This window comes from Emticicia fluvialis, assembly GCF_024793945.1.
Taxonomy (GTDB): domain Bacteria; phylum Bacteroidota; class Bacteroidia; order Cytophagales; family Spirosomataceae; genus Emticicia; species Emticicia fluvialis.
The window spans coordinates 25,431-46,981 of the sequence record NZ_JANUSD010000006.1; the positions used below are offsets into that span (position 1 = coordinate 25,431).

Consider the following 21,551-nt stretch of genomic DNA (forward strand, 5'->3'; position numbering starts at 1 on the left):
TCTGTTTTACCAAATAATCGAATAACTGATTTTCTCGCCCAACGGAGCCACCAACTCCTGCCTGCCACCTAGCGTTCTGATGCTGGCAGTTCCTTCATTTATTTTAATCAGATAGGCGTTGTCTCCTATAATGAAAGTTCCGTCAGCTTTCTTGCTGATAACCTCTGCACTTGCCAGTCGTGCGTACAAGTTGCTTGCTGTTCCGGCAACAGAAATATCGCGTTTCAGCATTTTGCCTTCTTCTACAGGCACTATTTTGTCTGATACCTTAGCGCCATAAATTTCATATTTAAAAGTAGGCTGTCCGTTTTCATCGAGTTCATATCCTTTGGTACGGAAAGTCGCATCAACCAATCCCCAGGGTTTGTCTTGCGTTTCTAAAACAGCCAGCAAGGGGGAATCGCCAAAAGGCATTACACTGCCCATAGGTTTCGAGCTGCCATCGCCTCTGTCAAGCCACATCGGGGTGGTGTTCAGATAATTTCCTTTCCAGGCCTGAAACAACGCACCGTTATCAAGATTATAAGTAAAGTGTACATTTTCTTTGTTACCAACCGAAATGGCATGCACAATACGCTTGTTTTTACCTCCCTCAGTAATATCCATAAACGAGCGCAGCAATACCGGTTCAGCAGCTGTACCTAACAATATAGGCGACGACGGACTATTAACCATTGCTGAATTAGCCGAATGCAAAGGATGCTTACGTACCGTTTCTGATTCTGCATATAAACCCAACATTGGCTGTAACCAGCCGTCGGCTTTCCAGTAATATAACTCAAACGGTACTTCTCCGGCTGGCAATGTTACTGTTACGCTTCTTCCCTCCAGGTCAGATGCCCTCCAACCATTTTTAAATGCTTTCTGGCCGTTAATGCTCATTTCTGTATTACCGCCATGCGTAGTAGTAAAAGTGTATGTTCCGGCATCAGGCACTACAATTTTACCTGCATATTTTACGGCAAATTCATTTTCAGCGTTTGATACCGCCCAGTTCAGAATATTACCGGCACCGCTGTATTCAGGTTTTATTTTTTCTATGTCGGCAATTGTTCTGAAGTTCCCTTTATACACACCATATTTCAGGTCTTTAAAGCTCAACACTTTCTGGTTATAGCTTTTGTACTTAATGTTTCTGATAGCCACATTGCCGTGGTCTCCCTGAAAACGAAGAGGTCCCATGGCTACTTCGTTGTCTTCCCATGCACCTCTGGTTTGGCCGGTAAGCTCTACATTCTCATGGATTAATATTCCGTTCAGGTAGATTGACAGAATTCTTGCGTTAGCTATTTTTTTGCCAGAGGCATCAAACCTTGGCGCTTGAAAAGAAATCTTAATATTTTGCCATATACCCGGCGCTTTGGCCACGTTGATGCGCGGTGCTACACCCTGATACCCTTTTGAGCCCTCTGGCTTTGTGTCGTCCCATCGTTCGTAAATTCCGCCCAGGTCGTTGTATTTCGGTAATTTTTTACCCCAGCTGTCAAACAACTGAATTTCGTAACGGCCTTGCAGATAGATGCCCGAGTTTGACCCCTTGGCCATCATGAAATCTAAATCAAGGTCCAGGTCTCCGTGCTCCATTTTGGTGAGCAGATCCATTTCAATGCCATATTTTCCCTGAGGGTGCTCGCATAATAAAATGCCTGTATTTACACCGTTTGCAGCATCTTTTTTATGTAAATCATTAGCTTTAGTGAGGTCTGCTTCCACCGCACCGACAATACTCCATTGTCCTTTGGTAGGTCTGAATGCATCCATGTTATTCAATGGAATTACCTGCTGTGCTGAAACGGCACCGGCAAATAACCCACAGAAAACGAGATTCGTGAGGAATTTTTTATTCATTGCTTGGTTTGATTTGAAACAACAAATGTAATAGCATTTATCATTAATTGAAAATAGCTATGGTTAGAAATGAATTTCAACGTCTTCTGAGAGATATATCTGCAGCACCTCTGTGCCTGCTTCTAACACTTTCTTATAAAGTCGCTCATAAATACCTGTTGTCATTCGTTTTGTTTGTAAACTTGCATCAAAAACCCTTAGCCTTTCCTTAGTAAATGAAATCGAATCGTATCATTCTGCTGCTTATTTTCTTTGCCGTTGGTTTTGTTCTCTATTATAAAGACCAACCCGGGCCTCTAGGCAAAATATGGCAAACGGCCAGCCATTACATAAAAAACAAAGATTCTGCTCAAAATCAGTTAAATCCGTATAAAGCGCCTGAACCGGCCAGCCAACCGTCTCAAACGGGCAGGAAATCAAAAAACCATAAAAAGGAAGACAACTTTTCTGCAACCAATGAGCCAACGTATGAACCTGACCAGATAGACCTTACTTTACCTGATTACGTATTACCTGCCATTCAGAAAAACGATGAAATTATCAGGCACAAAAACTACACGCTGCGGTATGAAGAAAAATACGAAATACCTGCCTGGGTAGCCTATCAACTGCGTGGAACGTTTACAAAGGGTAAAGCCGACAGAAGTGAGAACCAGTTTGTTCCAGACGGTAAAGTAAAAGAGGCGTCTGCTTTATCTGCCGATTATACAGGTTCTGGTTATGACCGGGGCCATATGGTACCTGCCGGAGATTTTAAATGCTGCCAGGGGTTAATGAATGAAACATTTTTTATGAGCAACATCTGTCCGCAAGTGCCTGAATTGAATCGCGGAATATGGGAAAACATCGAAAGCCGTATCAGAAGCTGGGCTTTAAGAGATAAAGAATTGTTTATTGTAACAGGGCCTGTGCTGAGCAAAAACATGAAAACCATTGGTAGATATAATACGGTTTCTGTACCAAAACACTATTATAAAATTGTGTTGTATTACCCTAAAGGCAGCACACAAAAGCCACGGGCCATCGGGTTTCTGCTCCCCAATTCAGCCGAATTGAATAAAAAGATGAACACCTACGTAGTTTCTATTGACGAAATTGAGCAGAAAACCGGCCTTGATTTTTTTAGCAAACTGCCCGATACCATTGAAAAACAACTGGAAGCAGCAAGTGATTGGTCAGCCTGGACAAAAACACAAAAGTGAAGCGTTTATAACTACAGTATTTGCATTGAAAATCCCCCTCCTTTTTCAAGGAGGGGTGGTTAAATTTCATAAACTCTATAAGCCTTTGTTCGTAGAACTTGCCTCACTACAAAACCCTTTGAATGATATTTCCGGTGGCCTTTTCTTTCAGAATTACCTTCTTGCGGCCGTCTGGTAAAAATTCATCCTTTATATGCCAGTGGTCTGCATCAAAATCTACAAACGGCGACGGCTCCGTTACATCTGTTCTCCCTCGCCAGTCTATAATTTCTACCGGCTCCCACTTTTTAGTTTTAGCCGATTTGTAGCAGGCATCTATTACCGCATTAACTATGTAGCCGTCATAGAAACTTTCCATTGGCGTACCTCCGTTATCCAGGCTATCAAACATATCCGTAAACATATGGGTATAGCCCAATGAATTTACCTCATCGCCCACCGGAAACAACCAACCTGAGGCACTTTCTGCCTTTTCAGCCACGTAGCTAGACTCCTGCGCTGCCGTAAACATTTCAAAACCGGTACGCATAAAATGGTCTGTTCTGATAACCCCTTCCGTGCCTGACACTTCGTCTCTTAAATCCATGCCTCCCCTGAACGACCAGCTCACTTCAAACTGTGCAATAGCGCCACTGGCATATTTTACCAGAGCAATGGCATTATCTTCTGCTTCTATGGGCTTTACCTGTGTGGCAGCCCAGCACATCACCTCAACGGGTCTTATATCTTTGCCTATGTAGTTGCGGGCAATTTCAATACAATGGCAGCCCAGGTCTACAATTGCGCCACCACCGGCTTTCTTTAGATCCCAAAACCAGCTTGAGTGAGGCCCGGGATGCGCTTCTCTGGAGCGCGCCCACGTTACCCGCCCGATTACCCCGTTTTTCACCGACTGCAGGGCATGCAGGGTTTTAGGGGTATAGGCCAGGTCTTCCAGATATCCATGAAAAATACCGGCCTTCTCAACCATTTCAAGTATTGCTCGGGCTTCATCTCCTGTGCGGGCCAGAGGCTTTGTGCATAGCACCGCCTTTTTATATTTGCAACAAAGTTCAATAGCCTGAAAATGCAGGTCATTAGGTAAACCTACAACTACTACGTTTATGTTCTCATCTTTGATGGCGTCTTCCATGCTGGTGGTATACTCGGGTATCCCCCACTCTTCGGCAAAAGCTTTGCCGCGTTCTTCGCTTCTTGAATAAACAACTTGTACACGGTCAGGTCTGCGATGCTCATGAAGAGATTTGGTATAGAACCAGCCAATAAGGCCGGTGCCCAGCATAGCAATTCTATGAGGTTTGTTACTCATGGTTAAAATATTTTAAGGTTGATAGATTGGGGGCGGCTTGTCTATACAAGCCCAATGCAAGATACTAAAGAATCAGGAAACCCAAGAGGTAGAAATAAAAAAGAATCTGCCACACAGGTAGCAGATTCTTTTCCGGTAATATCGGTATGCACGGCAGGCTTAGCCGTTAAGTTTCAGACGCATTTCTTTTTTAGCGGCTCTGAACCAGATAAAAATCAGAGTAGGCACTGAAAGGTAAGTAATAACAAGCAGATACAATATTCCGTCATTAATACCTGTTCCTATTTCGCCTCTGCCTTCACTTAAATTGCTGCCAACGGTGGCACGGCACATAGCACATTGCGCCATTGAAACTGAGCAATTAAATAAAACCACAATAACCGTTACCGCAAATAATTTTAAGGCTTTCATGTTTTTAAACATAATATGGTCTGATCATAATATACGCAATCACACCTGTTATTGAAACATACAACCAGATAGGAAATGCAATTCTTGCAATCTTTTTGTGTCTGCTCATCTGATTACTCCACGAAAAATAATACGTTCTTAAAACCAGTGGCAACACTATAAAAGACAAACCTATATGGCTTATCAACACAAAGAAATAAATGTAGCGTATGGTACCTTCGCCGCCAAACTTAGTGCTCGGATTCGAAATATGATAAGCTACATAACACAAAAGGAATAATGCACCTAATGCAAACGCACCCGTCATTACACGCTTATGCTGGTCAATCTGCCCCTGCTTAATTAAGTAGAAACCATACAATAACAATACTGCCGTTAAAGAATTAATCACCCCTATTACATGAGGCAAAGTACTTGTCCAGGCACCAAAATCTATCTTTTGGGGAATCCCCAACAACAATGCTACTGCTACCGGTATCACAACCGACAACAGGTTTATCCACAACATGGATTTTCTTTCTAATTGCGCTTCCATCTGCTTATTTTCCTCTATCGAGATTTGTTTTGATCTTTATAAATTTCTTCTAAAACTTTTATTTCTGCCTGCAAACGTTCTATATCTGCATTAAAAGTTCCATCATATATTCCTCTTATGTAGCCATCTTTATCTATCAGCATTATCTTCTCTGAATGGATAAACATCTCATCTACATTTTTTATGTTCTTATCATACTCTGACGCATCTGCCACAGGTAATTTATAACCTTTAATAGCCAAATCATAAATTGCCTTTTTTTCGCCCGTCAGAAAAAACCACTTCCCGTTTTTGGCATCAAATTTCTTTGCATATTCTTTCAATACCTGAGGGGTATCATGGTTCGGGTCTACCGAGTGAGAAATCAACAATACATCCGGGTTATCCATAAACACATCCTGTACCCTAAGCATGGCCGAACTCAGTTTAGGACAAATAGTGCCGCAGCGGGTAAAGAAAAAATCTGCAACGTAAATTTTGCCTTTGGTTTGCTCTGAAGAAAACTTCTGCCCATTCTGATCTGTCAATTCAAACGCAGGTATCTGATGAAAAACCGTGTCGGCACCTTTCATCAAAACCATTCCCCTATCGTCCGTTTCAGGCATAAAATAGGGTAGCTTGTAATAATTATTTCCGAACAACTTCAGAAATATAAATATAAAAGCCGGAACTACCAGTATCACTACTAGTATTCCGGCTTTGATAGTATTTTTACTCATTTTGGAAATATGAAACGTTCGAAACCGATATACCCACCTTCCACAATCAACGCTATAATCAACCAAACCACAAAGATACAAGGTAAGATGATTGTCCATATCAAAGATTTCACTTCATGCTTTAAGTGCATAAAGATACCCACAATATAATAGGCTTTGACGATAGTCAGAATCACAAAGATTCCAATCTTTGTCCATTTATAGTGGTCTGCATCAATTAAAAATGCAATTACGAACTCAAATGAAGTAATGATTAAAAGTATCCAAAACGTTTTCCAGATCTCTTTTGTTTGCGCTGGAAGTTTTTCTCCGTGAGGTTCTGAATGATGAGCCATTTTTTGTCTAATATTTTAAGTTTACTCAATCTATAGATTGAATTTTCTGAAATCAATATCCAAGCCAACTACACAAGGTAGAAGAAAGTAAATACAAATACCCAAACCAGGTCTACAAAGTGCCAGTATAAGCCAACTTTTTCAATCATTTCGTAGTGTCCGCGTTTTTCATATACACCATTAGCGGTGTTATAAAAAACCAGTACGTTAAGCACCACACCAGACAACACGTGAGTTCCGTGGAACCCTGTTATGAAGAAAAAGAAATCAGCAAATGCAGGAGGCCCATATTGGTTTTGAACAAGGTTGGCACCAAAAATTTTGGTTCCGTTTGCCAGGGTTAGGCCCTCTTCTGTACCATGAATAAAGTGTGACCACTCCCATGCCTGAGAACTTAAGAAAGCTATACCACCAAGGATAGTCCATAACATATATTTCTCAACATCAGCTTTATCACGACGATGACCTGCCTCAACAGCTAACACCATCGTAACCGAACTCATGATTAGAATAAAAGTCATGATACCCACAAATACAAGTGGAGCCTCTATACCATGCAAAAAAGGTACGGCTTCAAATACACGTTCTGGTATTGGCCACCAGGTAGTAGAGAATTCAAAGTTTTTTCTTAATCCTTCAAAGGTCGGAAAACTAAACCGTACCAAACCATAAGAAACCAGTAACGCTGAAAAAGTAAACGTATCTGAAAGGAGAAAAACCCACATCATCAGTTTTCCATATCCAACTTTCATAGGTTGGGTTCCACCTTTCCAAATCAAATGTTCAGCGGTTGTTGAGGTATTTGCACTTGCCATAGCTGATAGTTTCTGAATATCAAACCGGTCGGTTAGGAACCAGCCTGAATCTTGAAATTGTAAAATGTTTATCTAAAATACAATAAAAATACAAATAAATACACCCATAGTAGGTCAAGGAAATGCCATGAAGTGGCGCAAACCTCTACCAGTAAAGTATTCTTCGAGTTAATCTTGGTTCTGAACGCCATAATAAAAGTGGCTATCAGAATACCCAGACCAATAACCAGGTGCGCCATGTGCAGGCCGGTGAAAATGTAAAAGAATGAACCCGAAGGATTACCCTTTAAAAAAACACCCTGCTGCTGCAGATTTTGCCAACCCAGGTACTGCATAACCAGGAACGCAATTCCAAATCCGAAGGTAAGCGCTACTGCCAGCTTTAATGTCGGTTGTTTATCAGCCTTAGCTGCCCTCAGGGCAAAATGCATAGATATACTACTGATAACTAAAACAACAGTGCTAAACCAGAATATTTGAGGAATCTCGAATTCTACCCAGTTACCTTCTGCTCTTCTTACCAGATATGCACTTGTTTGCGATGCAAACAACATAATAATGGTAATAATAAAGAGCCAAACCATAAACTTCCACTTGTTTACCGACAAAACCACTTTGGGCTCTTCGGCAATTTTATTTGCAGGAATCTTTACTATTTTCTGACTCATCTTTTTTCGATATCTATAGGTCTTAAAGTTTATCCAGAAGGTATGCAATCTGCACAACTGGAAGATAAATAAAAGACCCGAACATTAATTGAAGTGCGGCTTTACGATCAACCTTTCGCATTAAGTGAAAAGTTTGCGCCAGAAACAACACCCCGAAAATCATGGCCACAACGGCCGAATTGATACCCGTAATACCCATGTAATATGGAACCCAACATAAGGGTAACAAAAACAAGGTGTAAATCATAATCTGAATAGCCGAGTTTAAATTTTGTCCACCTTTAGAAGGTAGTAACTTAAACCCTGCCTTATTATAATCTTCATCAAGCACCCAGGCAATTGCCCAGAAGTGCGGAAACTGCCAGAAAAACTGAATAGCAAATAAGATGCCTGGCTCCATTCCGAAATGGTTAGTAGCGGCTATCCAGCCAATCATCGGAGGAAAAGCCCCCGGTAATGCGCCAACCGCAACGGCAATGGGTCCCACACGTTTCAGCGGAGTATAAACAAAACCATACAGTACCATCGATAATAAGGCTACCAGACCGGCTCTGAAATTGAACTCATAAAACAAAATATACATGGCAACCGCAGCCAATACCCAACCAAAAAAGGCCGCCTCTTTAACAGAGAGCCTGCCACTGGGTAGAGGTCTGTCTTGGGTGCGCTTCATTAATTTATCCAGATCTTTTTCAATTATCTGATTAATAATGTTCGCCGCCGCCGTAGTTGAAAAAGCAGCTATACAGAAAAGAACTAACTTAAATGCATCAACTTTGTCAGCCCCTAAAATAAAACCAAAAGCACCAGAAAAAACCACTGTCGCCGATAACCGAAACTTAGTTATATCGTAGAGAGCTTTTAATTTTACACCAATTATATTTTGACTAACGGATTGATTCATTACTTAAATAAAACTCCTGAACTCCTCTAAAAACTCTTTCTTTATTTAATAAAAGATACAAAACAAATTGTATCCCCAACATCAAAATAGCTACTGTTAAATGTACAGGCTGGGCAAAATACGGGAAACCCAGATAATTTAAAAACAAACCTGTTAACATTTCAACACCTAACAAGGCTATCAAAGCAATCGAAAAACGGTTAATAATCCCTTTGCTACTACTATTTCTTTTTAATCGATAGTAAAAGAATAAATGCAAAACTGTAACTACAATTGAGAACCATCTGTGCATTTGAAACTTACCACCCAAATTAGCAATCCATTCAGACCGCATATCAGACCCCATTAGTATCGCAACCTGATCTATCGTTTCTCTTACCTGTGTACCCAAAAGAACCTGTCCAGTAGTTACCAGAATCAAGGCAGTAAGTAGAAAACTCAACGACCCTGCATCCTTTACCTCTTCAACAATTACAACTTTTGTGTAAGAACGGGCAACTGCATACAAAAGAATGAAAACAATTACAACAGAAAGCAACATGTGCAAGGTAATAATTACCGGATGCAATTCAGTTGATACAACAATTGAGCCCAGCCATCCTTCAAAACCAACCAGAACAAACGCCAGAAAACTTAACCAGACAATTGCTCTATCCTTCGCTCTAAAGGCTAAAAACGAAGAAATAAATGTAGCAAATATTAAAAGACCAATTGTAACGCCAACCAAACGGTTTACATACTCAACCCAGGTTTTAACGGCATTAAATTCAACTTCACCTTTAAGTTTTGCACCAAAAATCTCTTTATAATTAGGCGGAAGCTGCGAAGCGTCAGTAGGCGGAACCCAACTTCCAAAACACTTTGGCCAATCAGGGCAACCCATTCCAGAGCCAGAAGCACGAACAATCCCCCCTACCAGAATCAACACATAAACTGCGCCGATTGTCCAAATACCCAGTCTTCTGAAAACTTGCATACTTCTACGCTTTTCTTTAACCGGTAGTTCTATTGCTAAAACTACCGGTCTATATTATAACCTGAAAATCAATCAGGAATACTGTAATCATATTTGATACCTTCAATATCCTTCTCAGTTTTAATTTCTTCGTTCTCTTCTTCCAGATTTGATTCAGGAGTAGCCGAGAAAGGTATATTCTGAGGGATAAAGTCTTCAGCAGCACCGGGCTTGCTGTAATCATAAGGCCAACGATATACGGTTGGTATTTCGCCAGGCCAGTTACCATGGCCAGGCTCTACAGGAGTTGTCCACTCTAAAGTGTTCGAACGCCAAGGGTTTGCAGTTGCCTTCTTACCCCAGAACATTGAATAGAAGAAGTTGAACAAGAAAATTAAGTTAGCTGCAAATACTACAATGGCAGCAATGGTACTTAACTCTGCTAAATCCTGATATTTAGATGTAAAATCGAAACCTGTATAAGAGTAATAACGTCTTGGGAAACCAGCGATACCCAGATAATGTTGCGGGAAGAACACCACATAGACTCCGGCAAATGTTATCCAGAAGTGAATATAACCCAGAGTTGAGTTCATCATTCTACCAAACATCTTAGGGAACCAGTGGTAAACACCAGCTACCATGCCAAAGAATGCAGCAGAACCCATAACAAGGTGGAAGTGAGCTACCACAAAGTAGGTATCATGCAATTGAATATCCAAAGCACTGTTACCAAGAATAATACCTGTAACACCACCTGATACGAAGAATGAAACAAGACCAATTGAGAACATCATGGCTGGCGTAAATACTATATTCCCTCTCCACATGGTAGTAATATAGTTAAAGGCCTTAACCGCCGACGGTACCGCAATAATCAGGGTTAGCAACATGAATACCGACCCAAGGAAAGGATTCATACCAGACATAAACATATGGTGAGCCCATACAATAAACGCCAGGAACATAATTCCCAACATTGAGAAGATCATAGCACGGTAACCGAAAATCGGTTTTCTTGAGTTAGTAGCAATGATTTCAGAGGTCATACCCAAAGCAGGAAGGATTACAATGTAAACCTCAGGGTGACCCAGGAACCAGAACAAATGCTGGAACAAAATCGGGCTACCACCCTGGTTAGGCAATGCCTGCCCGTTAATATAGATATCTGACAAATAGAAACTTGTGCCAAAACTACGGTCGAAAATCAATAACAATGCTGCTGACAACAATACAGGGAACGAAAGAATACCCAATATGGCAGTAAAAGTAAATGCCCAAATCGTTAGCGGCATCTTATCAAACGTCATACCTTTTGTACGTAGGTTGATAACCGTAGTTACGTAGTTTACACTACCCAACAAACTAGATACAATAAATATGGCCATACTTACCAACCATAGTGTCATACCGGTACCAGAACCAGGAGCAGCACCAGATAATGCACTTAAAGGTGGGTAAACAACCCATCCGCCACCGGCAGGTCCATCTTGCACAAACAATGATGCAAACATAATAACACTTGAAAGGAAGAAGAACCAGTATGACAACATGTTCATAAAACCTGATGCCATATCTCTTGCTCCAATCTGAAGTGGAATAAGGAAATTTGAGAAAGTACCACTTAAACCTGCAGTCAATACAAAGAATACCATGATGGTTCCGTGCATTGTTACAAGCGCAATGTAATAGTTAGGGTCAAGCTTTCCGGCATCATCAAACCATCTCTCACCCAGAATCGGTTTTAACCAACCCAGGTCAATACCAGGATAACCTAATTGAAGACGAAATACTAATGACAGAAAACCACCAATCAGCGCCCATACAATACCTGAAATCAAATATTGCTTAGCAATTACTTTATGGTCTTCAGAAAAGATATACTTTCTGATAAAACTTTGCTCGTGGTGTTCGTGAGCGTGGTCATGGTCATTGGCATGTACGTCTGCGTGTGCTACTGCTGCCATAATTTATTACTATTTTAAGAATTTTCTGTTGTTATAAAGAATTACATAGAAGCCGCTACTGGCTTAGCTGTTGTGGTTGAATCAGATGCGGCCGCTTCACCACCAGTATATTTCAAGGCTTTGGCTTTCAGATTGGCCGGAACCTTGTCAATAAACTCAGGTTTAACAGACAATAATGGTTTTTGCTCTTTTTTCCATTTTTCATAATCTGCCGGCTCATCAACAATAAGATTCAGCTTCATAGCAAAGTGGCTACGACCACAAACCTCAGTACATGCAATCTCATATTTAAAATCAGGGTTACCTAATTCAGCACGCATATCAGCAGTACTTTTATCGGCAACAAACCAGAACTTGGTAGGCATACCCGGCACTGCATCCATCTTCACACGCATGTGAGGAATAAACACACTGTGCAACACATCTCTTGCTCTGATCTTCAACAATACAGGTTTTCCTTTTGGAATATGTAGTTCTGTATTACTTGTAAAATCATCAAATGAATGTTCGTCGGTGAAATCAACACCAAACTCATTACCTTCCGAATCGTTGATTAATTTGTAATTGTAGTTACCCAATTTCTCATCATCCACACCACTATAACGCACCATCCATGAAAACTGTTTTCCTACAACCTCAATTACTTCTGCATCTTCAGGCGCATCAGACATGATTCTGTTCCAGGCTCTTAAGCCCGTGAAAACCAAACCTGCCATTACAATCGCAGGAATCAAAGTCCATACAATTTCAAGGGTATTATTATGAGGATAATAATAAGCCTTTCTGTCTTTTTTATAACGGTACTTTAAAGGGAAGTAAAAAAGAACAGAGTTAACCAAAAAGAAAGCCAATGTAATAACAGTGATACCAAACCAGAACCAGTAATCAGTTTCTTTTCCATGTACAGAAGAGGCAGAAGGCATATCACCAAAAGCCATCAGGAAATCTTTCTTGGCATAGTTAAATGACCATACAACTCCGATTACACTAACAATCCAGAATATAAATAGACCAATGGCATTAGAATTATTTGCACCATCAACCACCGAGTCATTTTCTTCCTCCGTCTTTCCCTTTACACCTTTCAATAGAGTTTGGGTTTTGGAAATAACCAAAATGGTCAGTACCAAAAACACAACAGCTAAAATAACAATTAATGAGGTCATGTTACTAAAAATTTACAAGTTATAAGTGCCTAATCCTTGTATGTTTTAAAATTTAATCGAAAAAACCGGTACCTTAAAAAACTTTTCTGTATTAGATATCGTGGTGCAAAGCTTCCTCTTTAAACGGATGTTTCTGAGGAATAAGATTGGCTTTCGACAACTGATTTGCAACAAAATAGATAAACAAAGAAGCAAAAGTAAGTGTAGTACCCCATTCAATGATACCAATTCCACCCTGGTCTTTGGCAATACCAGGCATGTGCATCTGATAAAAGTCAAACCAGTGACCAATCAAAATAGCACCACAGGCAAGTTTCAGGAAGGTAGGTCTTCTTTTAGAATCACGTGCCATCAGCACAAGAATCGGGAAGAAGAAGTTGAGAACAAAGTTAATGTGGAATGGCCACCAGTAACGTCCGTCATACCCTGTGAAACGCTCGCGGAAATAAATTGTTTCTTCAGGTAAATTGGCATAGAAAATCAAAAGATACTGCGAGAACCAAACGTAAGTCCAGAAAATCGAGAATCCAAAGATGAACTTTCCAAGGTCATGCAAATGGCTGTCATTCACATACTTCATATAACCTTTATCTTTCAGAATCAGAACCGTAAACATAATAGCCGCTAAACCAGATACATGCCAGCTTGCAAGGTGATACCAACCAAACATAGTAGAGAACCAGTGCGTATCAATTGACATTGATAAGTCCCAGGCTGCAGTAGATGAAGTAACAGCAAAGAACAATAAGAATACTTTAGAAATATTACGGCTTTTGTAATAGTTATCCAAACCGGCTTCCTGATCTTCAAGTAAAGAGAACTTGCGAACCTGCATCCATAGGAAGTACCACACACCAACATAGGCAATCAAACGGATGGCATAAAAAGGAGTGTTCAGATACCATGCTTTGGTTGCGATAATCTTGTCATAATTCTCGCTTCCTTTATCCATAATTCCCTCGTGAGTCCAGTGAAGAATCATGTGGCGGGTTGAAGGAATAGCAAAAAGGATAATAAGAATGATACCCGGAACAATAATGAATGATGGGAAGGCTTCAGCTACACGTTTGATAGAAACAGACCAACCCGCTTTAGCAACGTAATTGTAGGCAATGAAAAACATACCTACTACTGAAATTCCAAGAAAATAGACACTATTCATCCATAGGTTTCCGATGAGACGGTTGATAAGAGTAGCACCATGATGCTCTCCACCACCATGCTCGCCATGACCACCGCCATGGGCTGCAGCGGCTCCATGCTCGGCGCCGTGCGACTCCCAAACGCCGATTGACCAGCCTTTGTGTAAAAGAAACATTCCGAGCGCAACCAAAACCACACCTAAGGCTGCAGCAATCAACAACTTGCTTTTCAATCCGGAAGTAAACTCAAATCTTTCTTCTGTTGAAGGAATTTCGTGAGTATTATGAGCCATTATTCTTGAAATTTGAACCCCTCCCCTAAAGAGGGGTAATCATATTAATATTTCTAACACGCCCCATTAGGGATGGGGGTGAGTTATTAATTTCCTAATTGTAATCTGTGAACGTAGTGTACAATTTTCCAACGTTCTTCAGGATTAACCTGAGAAGCATGAGGCCACATTCTGCCTTTTCCATAAGTAATTACATGGAAAATATGTCCGTCGTTCATATTCTTGTAAGCATCACTGGCATAATTCGGTACCCCTTTGTAAACCTTACCTACAGGGCCGTCACCTGCTCCGCCGTCGCCATGGCAGTGCGCACAGTTTCTTTCGTATAAAACCTTACCTTCTTCTTCTGCGGCTTCAGACCACGGAATAGGGTTCTTCAAGGTTACTTCTGCAACGGCAATACTGTCTTTAGGCAGATTATAAATCATCAGGTCATTTACCTTAGTGCTATCATCCAGCATGAAAGAAGTATGATAGTTTGAGCGAGGAATAGTACCCGCCACTGGCGACCTCATGTTTTTGCCATCCACATTTATAGTATTCTCACGCCATTGTGTCAAGGGCTCGTAAGCACGAGAATTGTACATGTTAGGTGCAAACTCCCAACCAGTGCTGTTATTATCTTTACATGAAGATAAAACAACTGATGAGAAAGATGCAACTGCTACTGCAAGCGTGATATTTCTGACTGAAAATTTCATTTGAAAACAAATTAATGTATAACTATCTGAGCCCGTTACCGGATACCCGTCAATGTTCTGTATGTAAATTGTATTGAACAACCCTTCGGCAGTTCATTGTTTTCTGATTTTATGCCTCTTTCACATTTACTTCAGCGGCACCTGACTTCTTTAAAATATCAGTTATCTCGCCTTCTGATAGTTTATTTTTAGCTAAATCAATTGCCATCACAAACTTATCATCTGTACTTCTTACATCAAAGATGATTGGTTTGGCGGTTGGCCCCATACCCTCCATAATAAAGAAAGTAAACGACATACCAAATGAAGCTAAAAGTACGGTCAGCTCAAATATGATAGGTACGTTGGTAGGCCATGGGAAAAAGTTCTTACCACCCACGTTAATCGGCCAGTCGATACCCATTGTCCAGAAGGTTAAAACAAGCGCGCATATTGTTCCGGTAATACCAAACAGGAATGCAGCCACACCCATTCTTGGGCGGTCATAACCTAAAGCACGGTCAAGTCCGTGGATAGCGAAAGGAGTATACACCTCATGAATTTTAACACCGCTGTGTCTTACTGAACCCACTGCGTGTAATACCTCATCTTCGTCTTCAAAAACACCAACTAAATATTTGCTATCTGCCATTGTCTGATAATGGTTTCTTAAATCTAATAATTATGCTTGTTTCTTTACTTTTTCAGGATATTTTTCTGAAGATGACTTCAAAACTGATTTTACCTCGGCCATATTGATAACTGGTAAGAATTTGGCAAAAAGGAAGAATGCAGTAAAGAAGAAACCGAACGAGAAAATATAGTCTGAAATATCTCCCATACGTGGGGTAAAATATGTCCAGCTTGATGGAAGGTAATCTCTGTGAAGAGAAGTTACGATAATTACAAAACGCTCAAACCACATACCGATATTTACTACAACCGCCATCACGAAAGATATAACGATATTCTTACGGATTTTCTCAAACCAGAACAACTGCGGAGAAAGAACGTTACAAGTCATCATGGCTGCGTAAGACCACCAAAGCGGCCCCGTAGCTCGGTTAATAAATGCATATTTCTCATACTCAACACCCGAGTAGGCGGCAATGAAAAACTCAGTGATATAAGCAATACCTACAACAGAACCCGTAAGGGTTATGATTTTATTCATTAACGAGATATGCTCAAGAGTAACGTAATCTTCCAGTTTATATACAACACGCGTAACCAGCATCAGGTTTTGAACCATTGCGAAACCTGAGAAAATAGCACCCGCCACAAAGTACGGAGGGAAGATGGTTGTATGCCAGCCAGGAATAACCGAAGTGGCAAAGTCGAAAGATACGATGGTGTGAACTGAAAGTACCAGAGGAGTAGAAAGACCTGCAAGAATTAACGAAACGTCTTCATATCTGGCCCAGCTTTTCGCACCACCTGTCCAGCCTATTGCCAATGCACCGTACACTTTTTTGCGAACACCGGTTGCACGGTCACGGATAGTTGCCAAATCAGGAATCATACCAATGTACCAGAATAAACATGATACTGAAAAGTAAGTAGAGATAGCGAAAACGTCCCAAACAAGAGGAGAGTTAAAGTTAACCCATAACGAACCGAAAGTATTTGGTAATGGTAATGCAAAATAAGCTAACCAGGGGCGACCCATGTGCATTACAATGAATGAAGCCGCACAAATTACGGCAAAGATGGTCATCGCTTCTGCCGCACGGTTAATGGAGGTTCTCCACTTCTGACGGAACAATAACAATACTGCCGAGATAAGTGTACCGGCGTGACCAATACCTACCCACCATACGAAGTTGGTGATATCCCAGGCCCAACCTACAGTTTTATTTAAACCCCACACTCCCAGACCTTCCCACCAAGTCCACAATACCCATGCAGTACCATACAATAATACCAGTACTGATATTCCGAATGCTACTTTCCACTCTTTGGTAGGGGCGCCTTCAACCTGCTTACAAATATCTTCTGTTATATCATGGTAAGACTTACCACTCAATACCAGCTTCTCTCTTATAGGTGAAACTACGTGCATAGTTTTTTTTGTTTATTGAAAATGCTAAATTCTTAAAAAATTGACTTTAGAAGTCTTAATTATGAATGTGCTTCGTGTGCCGCTTCTTCTTTAACTCCTGCAGCTTTAACTTTATCTTTATTACGGATTTTAGTTAAATAACTGATTTGCGGTTGCGTGTTAATCTCTTCAAGTACGTGGTAAGCTCTTCCTTCTTTTTCTACTGCCAGTACTTTTGAAATTGCAGACTCGGGGTCAAGCATATCTCCAAACACAATTGCATTAGTAGGACAAGACTGCGAACAAGCTGTTTGGATTTCTCCATCAACCGGACGACGTTTTTCTTTTTTGGCTACCAGCTTACCTGCCTGAATACGTTGCACACACATTGAACACTTCTCGATTACACCTCTTGAACGAACAGTTACGTCTGGGTTCAATACCATACGACCCAGGTCGTTGTTCATGTTGTAATCAAAATTGTCATTTTCAAAGTATTTAAACCAGTTGAAACGACGAACTTTATACGGACAGTTGTTGGCACAATAACGAGTACCGATACAACGGTTATAAGTCATTTGGTTTAGACCTTCAGAGCTGTGGGTTGTTGCCAAAACTGGGCAAACAGTTTCACAAGGAGCATTAGAACAGTGCTGACACGTCATCGGCTGGAATACAACCTCCGGGTTATCAGAAGCAATTTCCATCGCTCTGAAACCACTTGGGCTATAACCTTCTTCATGTGGCGCATCTGAGCTATAATAGCGATCCAGACGAATCCAGTGCATTTCTCTGGCACGGGCAACTTCTGCCTTACCTACAACCGGAATGTTGTTTTCTGCCTGGCAGCTTACAAGACATGAACCGCAACCGTGGCAAAGGTTCAGGTCAATGACCATTCCCCAGCTATGGTTTTTCTTTTCATGACCATTCCAGAGGGTAATCTGGTTGGTTTTCTTGATACCATCTGAAGTCTGCAAAGTAGGCTCAAAACGGCCTGCTTTAACATTCTTAACATATTCACTTAGAACAGACTCCTGAATTATAGACTCACGACCCATTACGGTGTTGTGCGTTTGTGTCTGAGCTAGGGTATATCCGCTCTTGGTTTTTTCTAATTTAACATCACCAGCCCAGTATTGACCGTTGGATACTAATGGGAAAACATTGGCACCTACGTTACCAGCCTTACCTGCTGCTGTACGACCATAGCCTATTGCTACAGAAACGGTTCCATGCGCCTGACCCGGTTGAATCAACACAGGTAGTTCAATTGTTTTACTACCTACAGTTAATTTAGCCCAGTCTCCCTGATCAATACCTGCTTCTTTGGCTGTTATTTGCGAAATAGCAATGGTGTTTTCCCAGGTTACTTTAGAGATTGGATCGGGCATTTCCTGTAGCCAGGGGTTATTTGCCTGATTACCCGTACCTATGGCAATAGATTCAAACGCAGAAAGCTCAATACCAGCACCTTTTATACCAGCTATAGCAGTAGCTGCACCGGCCAGGTTACCGCCAAAAGAAGCAGCAGTTGCTAGAGCTCCTGCACCCGGCTCATAAACACCGTCATGCAATGCCTGCACCCAAGACTTACCACTTAATATATTTTTGGTCCAGTTTGATTTCAGATAAGCCTGATAATCACCTGAAGCACCAGCCCAAATCAATAAGCTTGATTCAGCCTGACGGGTATTAAATATAAGAGAGATAGTTGGCTGAATTAAAGAGTAGAAACCTTTCTTTGGTTCAGCATCACCCCATGACTCAAGATAATGTGGAGCCGGAGCAATATATTTACATCTTTGAGCTGTTTCGTCGGCATTAGCTGCAAAAGAAACCGAAGTGGCAACCTTGCTAAGCGCTTCACCTAACTCAGCACCTCTGATGTGGTCATAAACAGGATTTGACAGGAACAATACTGAACTTACCTGACCGCCTTTCACTTCGTTGATGAAGGCGTTCATTTCAGTATCATTACCCTGACGGAAATAAACCGGATTGCTCAAATCAATAGTTGTTCCGTAGCTGCCAAGCAGGCTATTCAGAGCATTTACTACCGTTTGAACTGCCGGATTATTTGAACCAGACACTACCAATGCCGAACCTTTGGCAGCAACCAAATCTTTAGCACATTTGTCGAGGTTCTGAACTTCAATGGCAGCACCTGAAATGACGGCACCACCTAAAGCAGCTGCTACTTTATTATATAGTGCAATTGCTACCGCTCCTTCTTGTGAAGGTTTAATCATTGAGCGATAATCAGCAGATGCACCTGTAATCGTCATACCGGTTTCAAACTGATAATGACGTGACATATCGTTTTTACCGCCCTTGCCACTAATTAAACGGCGATTTTCAGCCCATTGAGTAGCAAAAATATCTGGTGAAATCCATGTTCCCAGGAAGTCAGCATTGATACCTACCATAACCTTAGCCTTGCTGAAATCGTAGCTTGGCACAACTGCCTGTCCGAATGATTCGGCATTGGCTTGTATCAGACCTGATGCTGAATTAGCATCGTAAGTTACATGCTTGGCAGTAGGGTATTTGGCAACAAAATCAGCAATTACTTTCTTGAAAGTTGGAGAAAGTATTGTATTGGAAACAATTCTGATATTACCTCCTTTTGAAAGCCCGGCAACCACTTCTTTATCCAGGTCTTCCCACGATATGTCTGAAGTGCCTTTTTTAGGGGCTTTCAGTTTTTCGTTATCATAAAGACTCAATACTGAAGCGTGTACACGTGCGCTTACTCCGCCTTTGGTAAGGCTCGACATCTTGTTACCTTCAATTTTAACAGGACGTCCCTCACGGGTTTTAACAAGAATGCTTGAGTAATCACCACCTTCAGCGTAAGTTGAGGCATACCAGTTAGGAATACCCGGCTCAACATCTTCAGGTTTGTTCAGATAAGGAATAGCCTTACGTACCGGTGCATCACAAGCAGCCAGCGAAACCGCAGCCAATCCAAAACCTAATACTTTCAGGAAATCACGGCGGTGAGTAGGTTCAACCGTGTCAATATCGTCTAAATTAAATTCACGATTGGCGTTTTTAACGAACTCAATATCGTTCTTTAATTCTTCAACCCCTTTCCAATACCTTTTATTAGTATTCTCCATGAGCAAAAATGCTGATTTAAGTATTTATATGTTAAATCCTTGTTAAAGGGACTTAATATCTTTGATTAATTTATTCTAAAACTTTACGTATTCGGTTTACAGATTAATAGTGGCATCTTGCACACTCTAAACCACCGATATCAGAAACTTTCATTGTACCGTTACTTGCGGCATTGTGGGCTTCCATTAGCTTATCATAATAAGCGTTATCTTTACCATTTACCTCAGTTTTACGGTGACAATCAACACACCAGCCCATTGTAAGTGTGGCACGTTGTTGCACTACTTCCATTTTAGCTATCTCACCATGACAATTGTTGCAATCAAGACCGCCCACATTTGTGTGTTGCGCGTGGTTGAAATAAGCAAGGTCTGGCAAATTATGTACACGAACCCATTCAATTGGTTTGTTGGTTTCAATTGCCGTGTAAATCTTCTGGATTTCAGGCGACTCACGCTTGATTGTGTTATGGCAGTTCATACAGATGTTAGCTGAAGGAATACCAGATTGTTTTCCTTTATAAACACCTGTGTGGCAATAAGCACAGTTGATTTTCATTTCACCGGCATGTAGTTTGTGAGAGAAAGAAATAGGTTGTTTAGGAGCATAGCCCTGATGAACACCTATACCATACAAACCGTCAAAGGTAGCTTTGGTAGCCAGTAACACAAACACCCAGATAATGGCTGAACGAACCGTTTTGTTAGAAACAATCTGCTTAATGCTCAATTGAATTTTCTCACCCGCTGACACCGCAGAACCTTCTGTGCCTTCTGTTGTACCGGTAAGCTTGTTTAACAACTGTAGAATACCCAACAAAGCAACCAGTACAAGACCCATGATTACCAGCAGGGCAATCATAATTACGGTTACAAACTTGCCGCTTCCGGTATCACCGGCAGTAGCAGTAGCAGTTGTACCACCACCGGAACCTGCCGTAGGAGCAGCCGGAGCAGAAGCAACTTTAACGTAATCAAGTATGGCGCGCACCTGCTCGTCAGTAAACGACGGGAAGGCGGTCATAGGAGTTTTGTTAAACTTTACGAAAAGCTCGTTTGCATACTTGTCGCCGCTTGCAATAACACCCATTGGGTTGTTAATCCATTTTTTAAGCCAGGCAAAGTCTCTGCGGGTTTCTACACCGGCCAGACCAGGCCCTACTACTTGCTCACTCGTCGGAGCATGACACTGCGCACAGTTTTCTTTGAATAATTTCTCTCCAAGTGCTGTGTCTCCTCCCCCTGCAGGTGCTGCTGCGGTAGCTGTTGAATCTTGTGCAAATGCGTTGCTGAAAGAAATGGTAACAACAACAGCAAGAGCTAAAAGTGATTTATAAAAATTACGAATCATATTATAAGTAAGTAGTATAACCTAATTTTCTGACTGCAAAACTACGCCAGTAATGTTTTCAATCAAATAGCTTTTTTAACTTTTT

19 protein-coding genes are annotated in these 21,551 nt (G+C 41.2%); 1 reads left to right on the forward strand and 18 read right to left on the reverse strand.

Going from position 1 to position 21,551, the window contains the following annotated elements; translation table 11 throughout:
• Positions 1 to 6: 6 nt before the first annotated feature.
• Positions 7 to 1,848 (reverse strand): family 16 glycoside hydrolase, encoded by a 1,842-nt coding sequence (locus NZ848_RS08390; RefSeq protein WP_259015123.1) that lies wholly within the window; start codon positions 1,846 to 1,848, stop codon positions 7 to 9.
• A 215-nt stretch (positions 1,849 to 2,063) separates the two neighbouring features.
• On the opposite strand from NZ848_RS08390, the gene NZ848_RS08395 reads away from it, so the two are divergent.
• Complete coding sequence (locus tag NZ848_RS08395) at positions 2,064 to 3,050, forward strand: DNA/RNA non-specific endonuclease (protein ID WP_259015124.1); 987 nt, start codon at positions 2,064 to 2,066, stop codon at positions 3,048 to 3,050.
• A 106-nt stretch (positions 3,051 to 3,156) separates the two neighbouring features.
• On the opposite strand, the gene NZ848_RS08400 is transcribed toward NZ848_RS08395, so the two are convergent.
• From NZ848_RS08400 to NZ848_RS08480, 17 genes are all read right to left on the reverse strand, one after another.
• The gene (locus tag NZ848_RS08400) at positions 3,157 to 4,359 is read right to left on the reverse strand and encodes a Gfo/Idh/MocA family protein (protein WP_259015125.1); all 1,203 of its coding nucleotides are present in this window, start codon (positions 4,357 to 4,359) and stop codon (positions 3,157 to 3,159) included.
• A gap of 159 nt (positions 4,360 to 4,518) precedes the next feature.
• The gene (locus NZ848_RS08405; protein ID WP_259015126.1) at positions 4,519 to 4,770 is read right to left on the reverse strand and encodes a hypothetical protein; all 252 of its coding nucleotides are present in this window, start codon (positions 4,768 to 4,770) and stop codon (positions 4,519 to 4,521) included.
• 4 nt (positions 4,771 to 4,774) lie between these two features.
• On the reverse strand, positions 4,775 to 5,305 hold the full coding sequence (locus NZ848_RS08410) for a DUF420 domain-containing protein (RefSeq protein ID WP_253529731.1): 531 nt from the start codon (positions 5,303 to 5,305) through the stop codon (positions 4,775 to 4,777).
• A gap of 14 nt (positions 5,306 to 5,319) precedes the next feature.
• Positions 5,320 to 6,024 carry an SCO family protein gene (locus tag NZ848_RS08415; protein ID WP_259015127.1) on the reverse strand — a complete coding sequence of 235 codons (705 nt, stop codon included), beginning with the start codon at positions 6,022 to 6,024 and terminating at the stop codon, positions 5,320 to 5,322.
• Complete coding sequence (locus tag NZ848_RS08420) at positions 6,021 to 6,359, reverse strand: cytochrome C oxidase subunit IV family protein (RefSeq protein WP_101724295.1); 339 nt, start codon at positions 6,357 to 6,359, stop codon at positions 6,021 to 6,023. Before NZ848_RS08420 ends, NZ848_RS08415 begins: the two co-directional genes overlap by 4 nt.
• Positions 6,360 to 6,427: 68 nt before the next feature.
• Positions 6,428 to 7,174 carry a cytochrome c oxidase subunit 3 gene (locus NZ848_RS08425; RefSeq protein ID WP_101724296.1) on the reverse strand — a complete coding sequence of 249 codons (747 nt, stop codon included), beginning with the start codon at positions 7,172 to 7,174 and terminating at the stop codon, positions 6,428 to 6,430.
• A 68-nt stretch (positions 7,175 to 7,242) separates the two neighbouring features.
• Positions 7,243 to 7,842: a cytochrome c oxidase subunit 3 gene (locus tag NZ848_RS08430; protein WP_259015128.1), complete on the reverse strand. Its 600-nt coding sequence runs from the start codon at positions 7,840 to 7,842 to the stop codon at positions 7,243 to 7,245.
• 22 nt (positions 7,843 to 7,864) lie between these two features.
• Positions 7,865 to 8,746 (reverse strand): heme o synthase, encoded by an 882-nt coding sequence (cyoE, locus tag NZ848_RS08435; protein ID WP_253529759.1) that lies wholly within the window; start codon positions 8,744 to 8,746, stop codon positions 7,865 to 7,867.
• Complete coding sequence (locus NZ848_RS08440; protein WP_259015129.1) at positions 8,730 to 9,722, reverse strand: COX15/CtaA family protein; 993 nt, start codon at positions 9,720 to 9,722, stop codon at positions 8,730 to 8,732. Before NZ848_RS08440 ends, cyoE begins: the two co-directional genes overlap by 17 nt.
• Before the next feature lie 68 nt (positions 9,723 to 9,790).
• On the reverse strand, positions 9,791 to 11,668 hold the full coding sequence (locus NZ848_RS08445; RefSeq protein WP_253529774.1) for a cytochrome c oxidase subunit I: 1,878 nt from the start codon (positions 11,666 to 11,668) through the stop codon (positions 9,791 to 9,793).
• A 41-nt stretch (positions 11,669 to 11,709) separates the two neighbouring features.
• Positions 11,710 to 12,834, reverse strand: coding sequence for a cytochrome c oxidase subunit II (locus NZ848_RS08450; protein ID WP_253529777.1), 1,125 nt, complete (start codon positions 12,832 to 12,834; stop codon positions 11,710 to 11,712).
• A gap of 91 nt (positions 12,835 to 12,925) precedes the next feature.
• On the reverse strand, positions 12,926 to 14,269 hold the full coding sequence (locus tag NZ848_RS08455) for a quinol:cytochrome C oxidoreductase (protein WP_253529780.1): 1,344 nt from the start codon (positions 14,267 to 14,269) through the stop codon (positions 12,926 to 12,928).
• Between the two features lie 86 nt (positions 14,270 to 14,355).
• On the reverse strand, positions 14,356 to 14,970 hold the full coding sequence (locus NZ848_RS08460) for a c-type cytochrome (protein WP_253529783.1): 615 nt from the start codon (positions 14,968 to 14,970) through the stop codon (positions 14,356 to 14,358).
• 109 nt (positions 14,971 to 15,079) lie between these two features.
• Positions 15,080 to 15,601 carry a DUF3341 domain-containing protein gene (locus NZ848_RS08465; protein ID WP_253529786.1) on the reverse strand — a complete coding sequence of 174 codons (522 nt, stop codon included), beginning with the start codon at positions 15,599 to 15,601 and terminating at the stop codon, positions 15,080 to 15,082.
• A gap of 30 nt (positions 15,602 to 15,631) precedes the next feature.
• Complete coding sequence (nrfD, locus tag NZ848_RS08470; protein ID WP_101724305.1) at positions 15,632 to 17,011, reverse strand: NrfD/PsrC family molybdoenzyme membrane anchor subunit; 1,380 nt, start codon at positions 17,009 to 17,011, stop codon at positions 15,632 to 15,634.
• A gap of 59 nt (positions 17,012 to 17,070) precedes the next feature.
• Complete coding sequence (locus NZ848_RS08475; RefSeq protein ID WP_259015131.1) at positions 17,071 to 20,115, reverse strand: TAT-variant-translocated molybdopterin oxidoreductase; 3,045 nt, start codon at positions 20,113 to 20,115, stop codon at positions 17,071 to 17,073.
• A 103-nt stretch (positions 20,116 to 20,218) separates the two neighbouring features.
• Positions 20,219 to 21,466 (reverse strand): c-type cytochrome, encoded by a 1,248-nt coding sequence (locus tag NZ848_RS08480; protein WP_259015132.1) that lies wholly within the window; start codon positions 21,464 to 21,466, stop codon positions 20,219 to 20,221.
• Positions 21,467 to 21,551: the final 85 nt, after the last annotated feature.

Bases quoted from the DNA above. Each gene is read 5' to 3' on its own strand.
- NZ848_RS08390 (WP_259015123.1), bottom strand. From the start codon at position 1,848: ATGAATAAAAAATTCCTCACGAATCTCGTTTTCTGTGGGTTATTTGCC.
- NZ848_RS08395 (WP_259015124.1), top strand. From the start codon at position 2,064: ATGAAATCGAATCGTATCATTCTGCTGCTTATTTTCTTTGCCGTTGGT.
- NZ848_RS08400 (WP_259015125.1), bottom strand. From the start codon at position 4,359: ATGAGTAACAAACCTCATAGAATTGCTATGCTGGGCACCGGCCTTATT.
- NZ848_RS08405 (WP_259015126.1), bottom strand. From the start codon at position 4,770: ATGAAAGCCTTAAAATTATTTGCGGTAACGGTTATTGTGGTTTTATTT.
- NZ848_RS08410 (WP_253529731.1), bottom strand. From the start codon at position 5,305: ATGGAAGCGCAATTAGAAAGAAAATCCATGTTGTGGATAAACCTGTTG.
- NZ848_RS08415 (WP_259015127.1), bottom strand. From the start codon at position 6,024: ATGAGTAAAAATACTATCAAAGCCGGAATACTAGTAGTGATACTGGTA.
- NZ848_RS08420 (WP_101724295.1), bottom strand. From the start codon at position 6,359: ATGGCTCATCATTCAGAACCTCACGGAGAAAAACTTCCAGCGCAAACA.
- NZ848_RS08425 (WP_101724296.1), bottom strand. From the start codon at position 7,174: ATGGCAAGTGCAAATACCTCAACAACCGCTGAACATTTGATTTGGAAA.
- NZ848_RS08430 (WP_259015128.1), bottom strand. From the start codon at position 7,842: ATGAGTCAGAAAATAGTAAAGATTCCTGCAAATAAAATTGCCGAAGAG.
- cyoE (WP_253529759.1), bottom strand. From the start codon at position 8,746: ATGAATCAATCCGTTAGTCAAAATATAATTGGTGTAAAATTAAAAGCT.
- NZ848_RS08440 (WP_259015129.1), bottom strand. From the start codon at position 9,722: ATGCAAGTTTTCAGAAGACTGGGTATTTGGACAATCGGCGCAGTTTAT.
- NZ848_RS08445 (WP_253529774.1), bottom strand. From the start codon at position 11,668: ATGGCAGCAGTAGCACACGCAGACGTACATGCCAATGACCATGACCAC.
- NZ848_RS08450 (WP_253529777.1), bottom strand. From the start codon at position 12,834: ATGACCTCATTAATTGTTATTTTAGCTGTTGTGTTTTTGGTACTGACC.
- NZ848_RS08455 (WP_253529780.1), bottom strand. From the start codon at position 14,269: ATGGCTCATAATACTCACGAAATTCCTTCAACAGAAGAAAGATTTGAG.
- NZ848_RS08460 (WP_253529783.1), bottom strand. From the start codon at position 14,970: ATGAAATTTTCAGTCAGAAATATCACGCTTGCAGTAGCAGTTGCATCT.
- NZ848_RS08465 (WP_253529786.1), bottom strand. From the start codon at position 15,601: ATGGCAGATAGCAAATATTTAGTTGGTGTTTTTGAAGACGAAGATGAG.
- nrfD (WP_101724305.1), bottom strand. From the start codon at position 17,011: ATGCACGTAGTTTCACCTATAAGAGAGAAGCTGGTATTGAGTGGTAAG.
- NZ848_RS08475 (WP_259015131.1), bottom strand. From the start codon at position 20,115: ATGGAGAATACTAATAAAAGGTATTGGAAAGGGGTTGAAGAATTAAAG.
- NZ848_RS08480 (WP_259015132.1), bottom strand. From the start codon at position 21,466: ATGATTCGTAATTTTTATAAATCACTTTTAGCTCTTGCTGTTGTTGTT.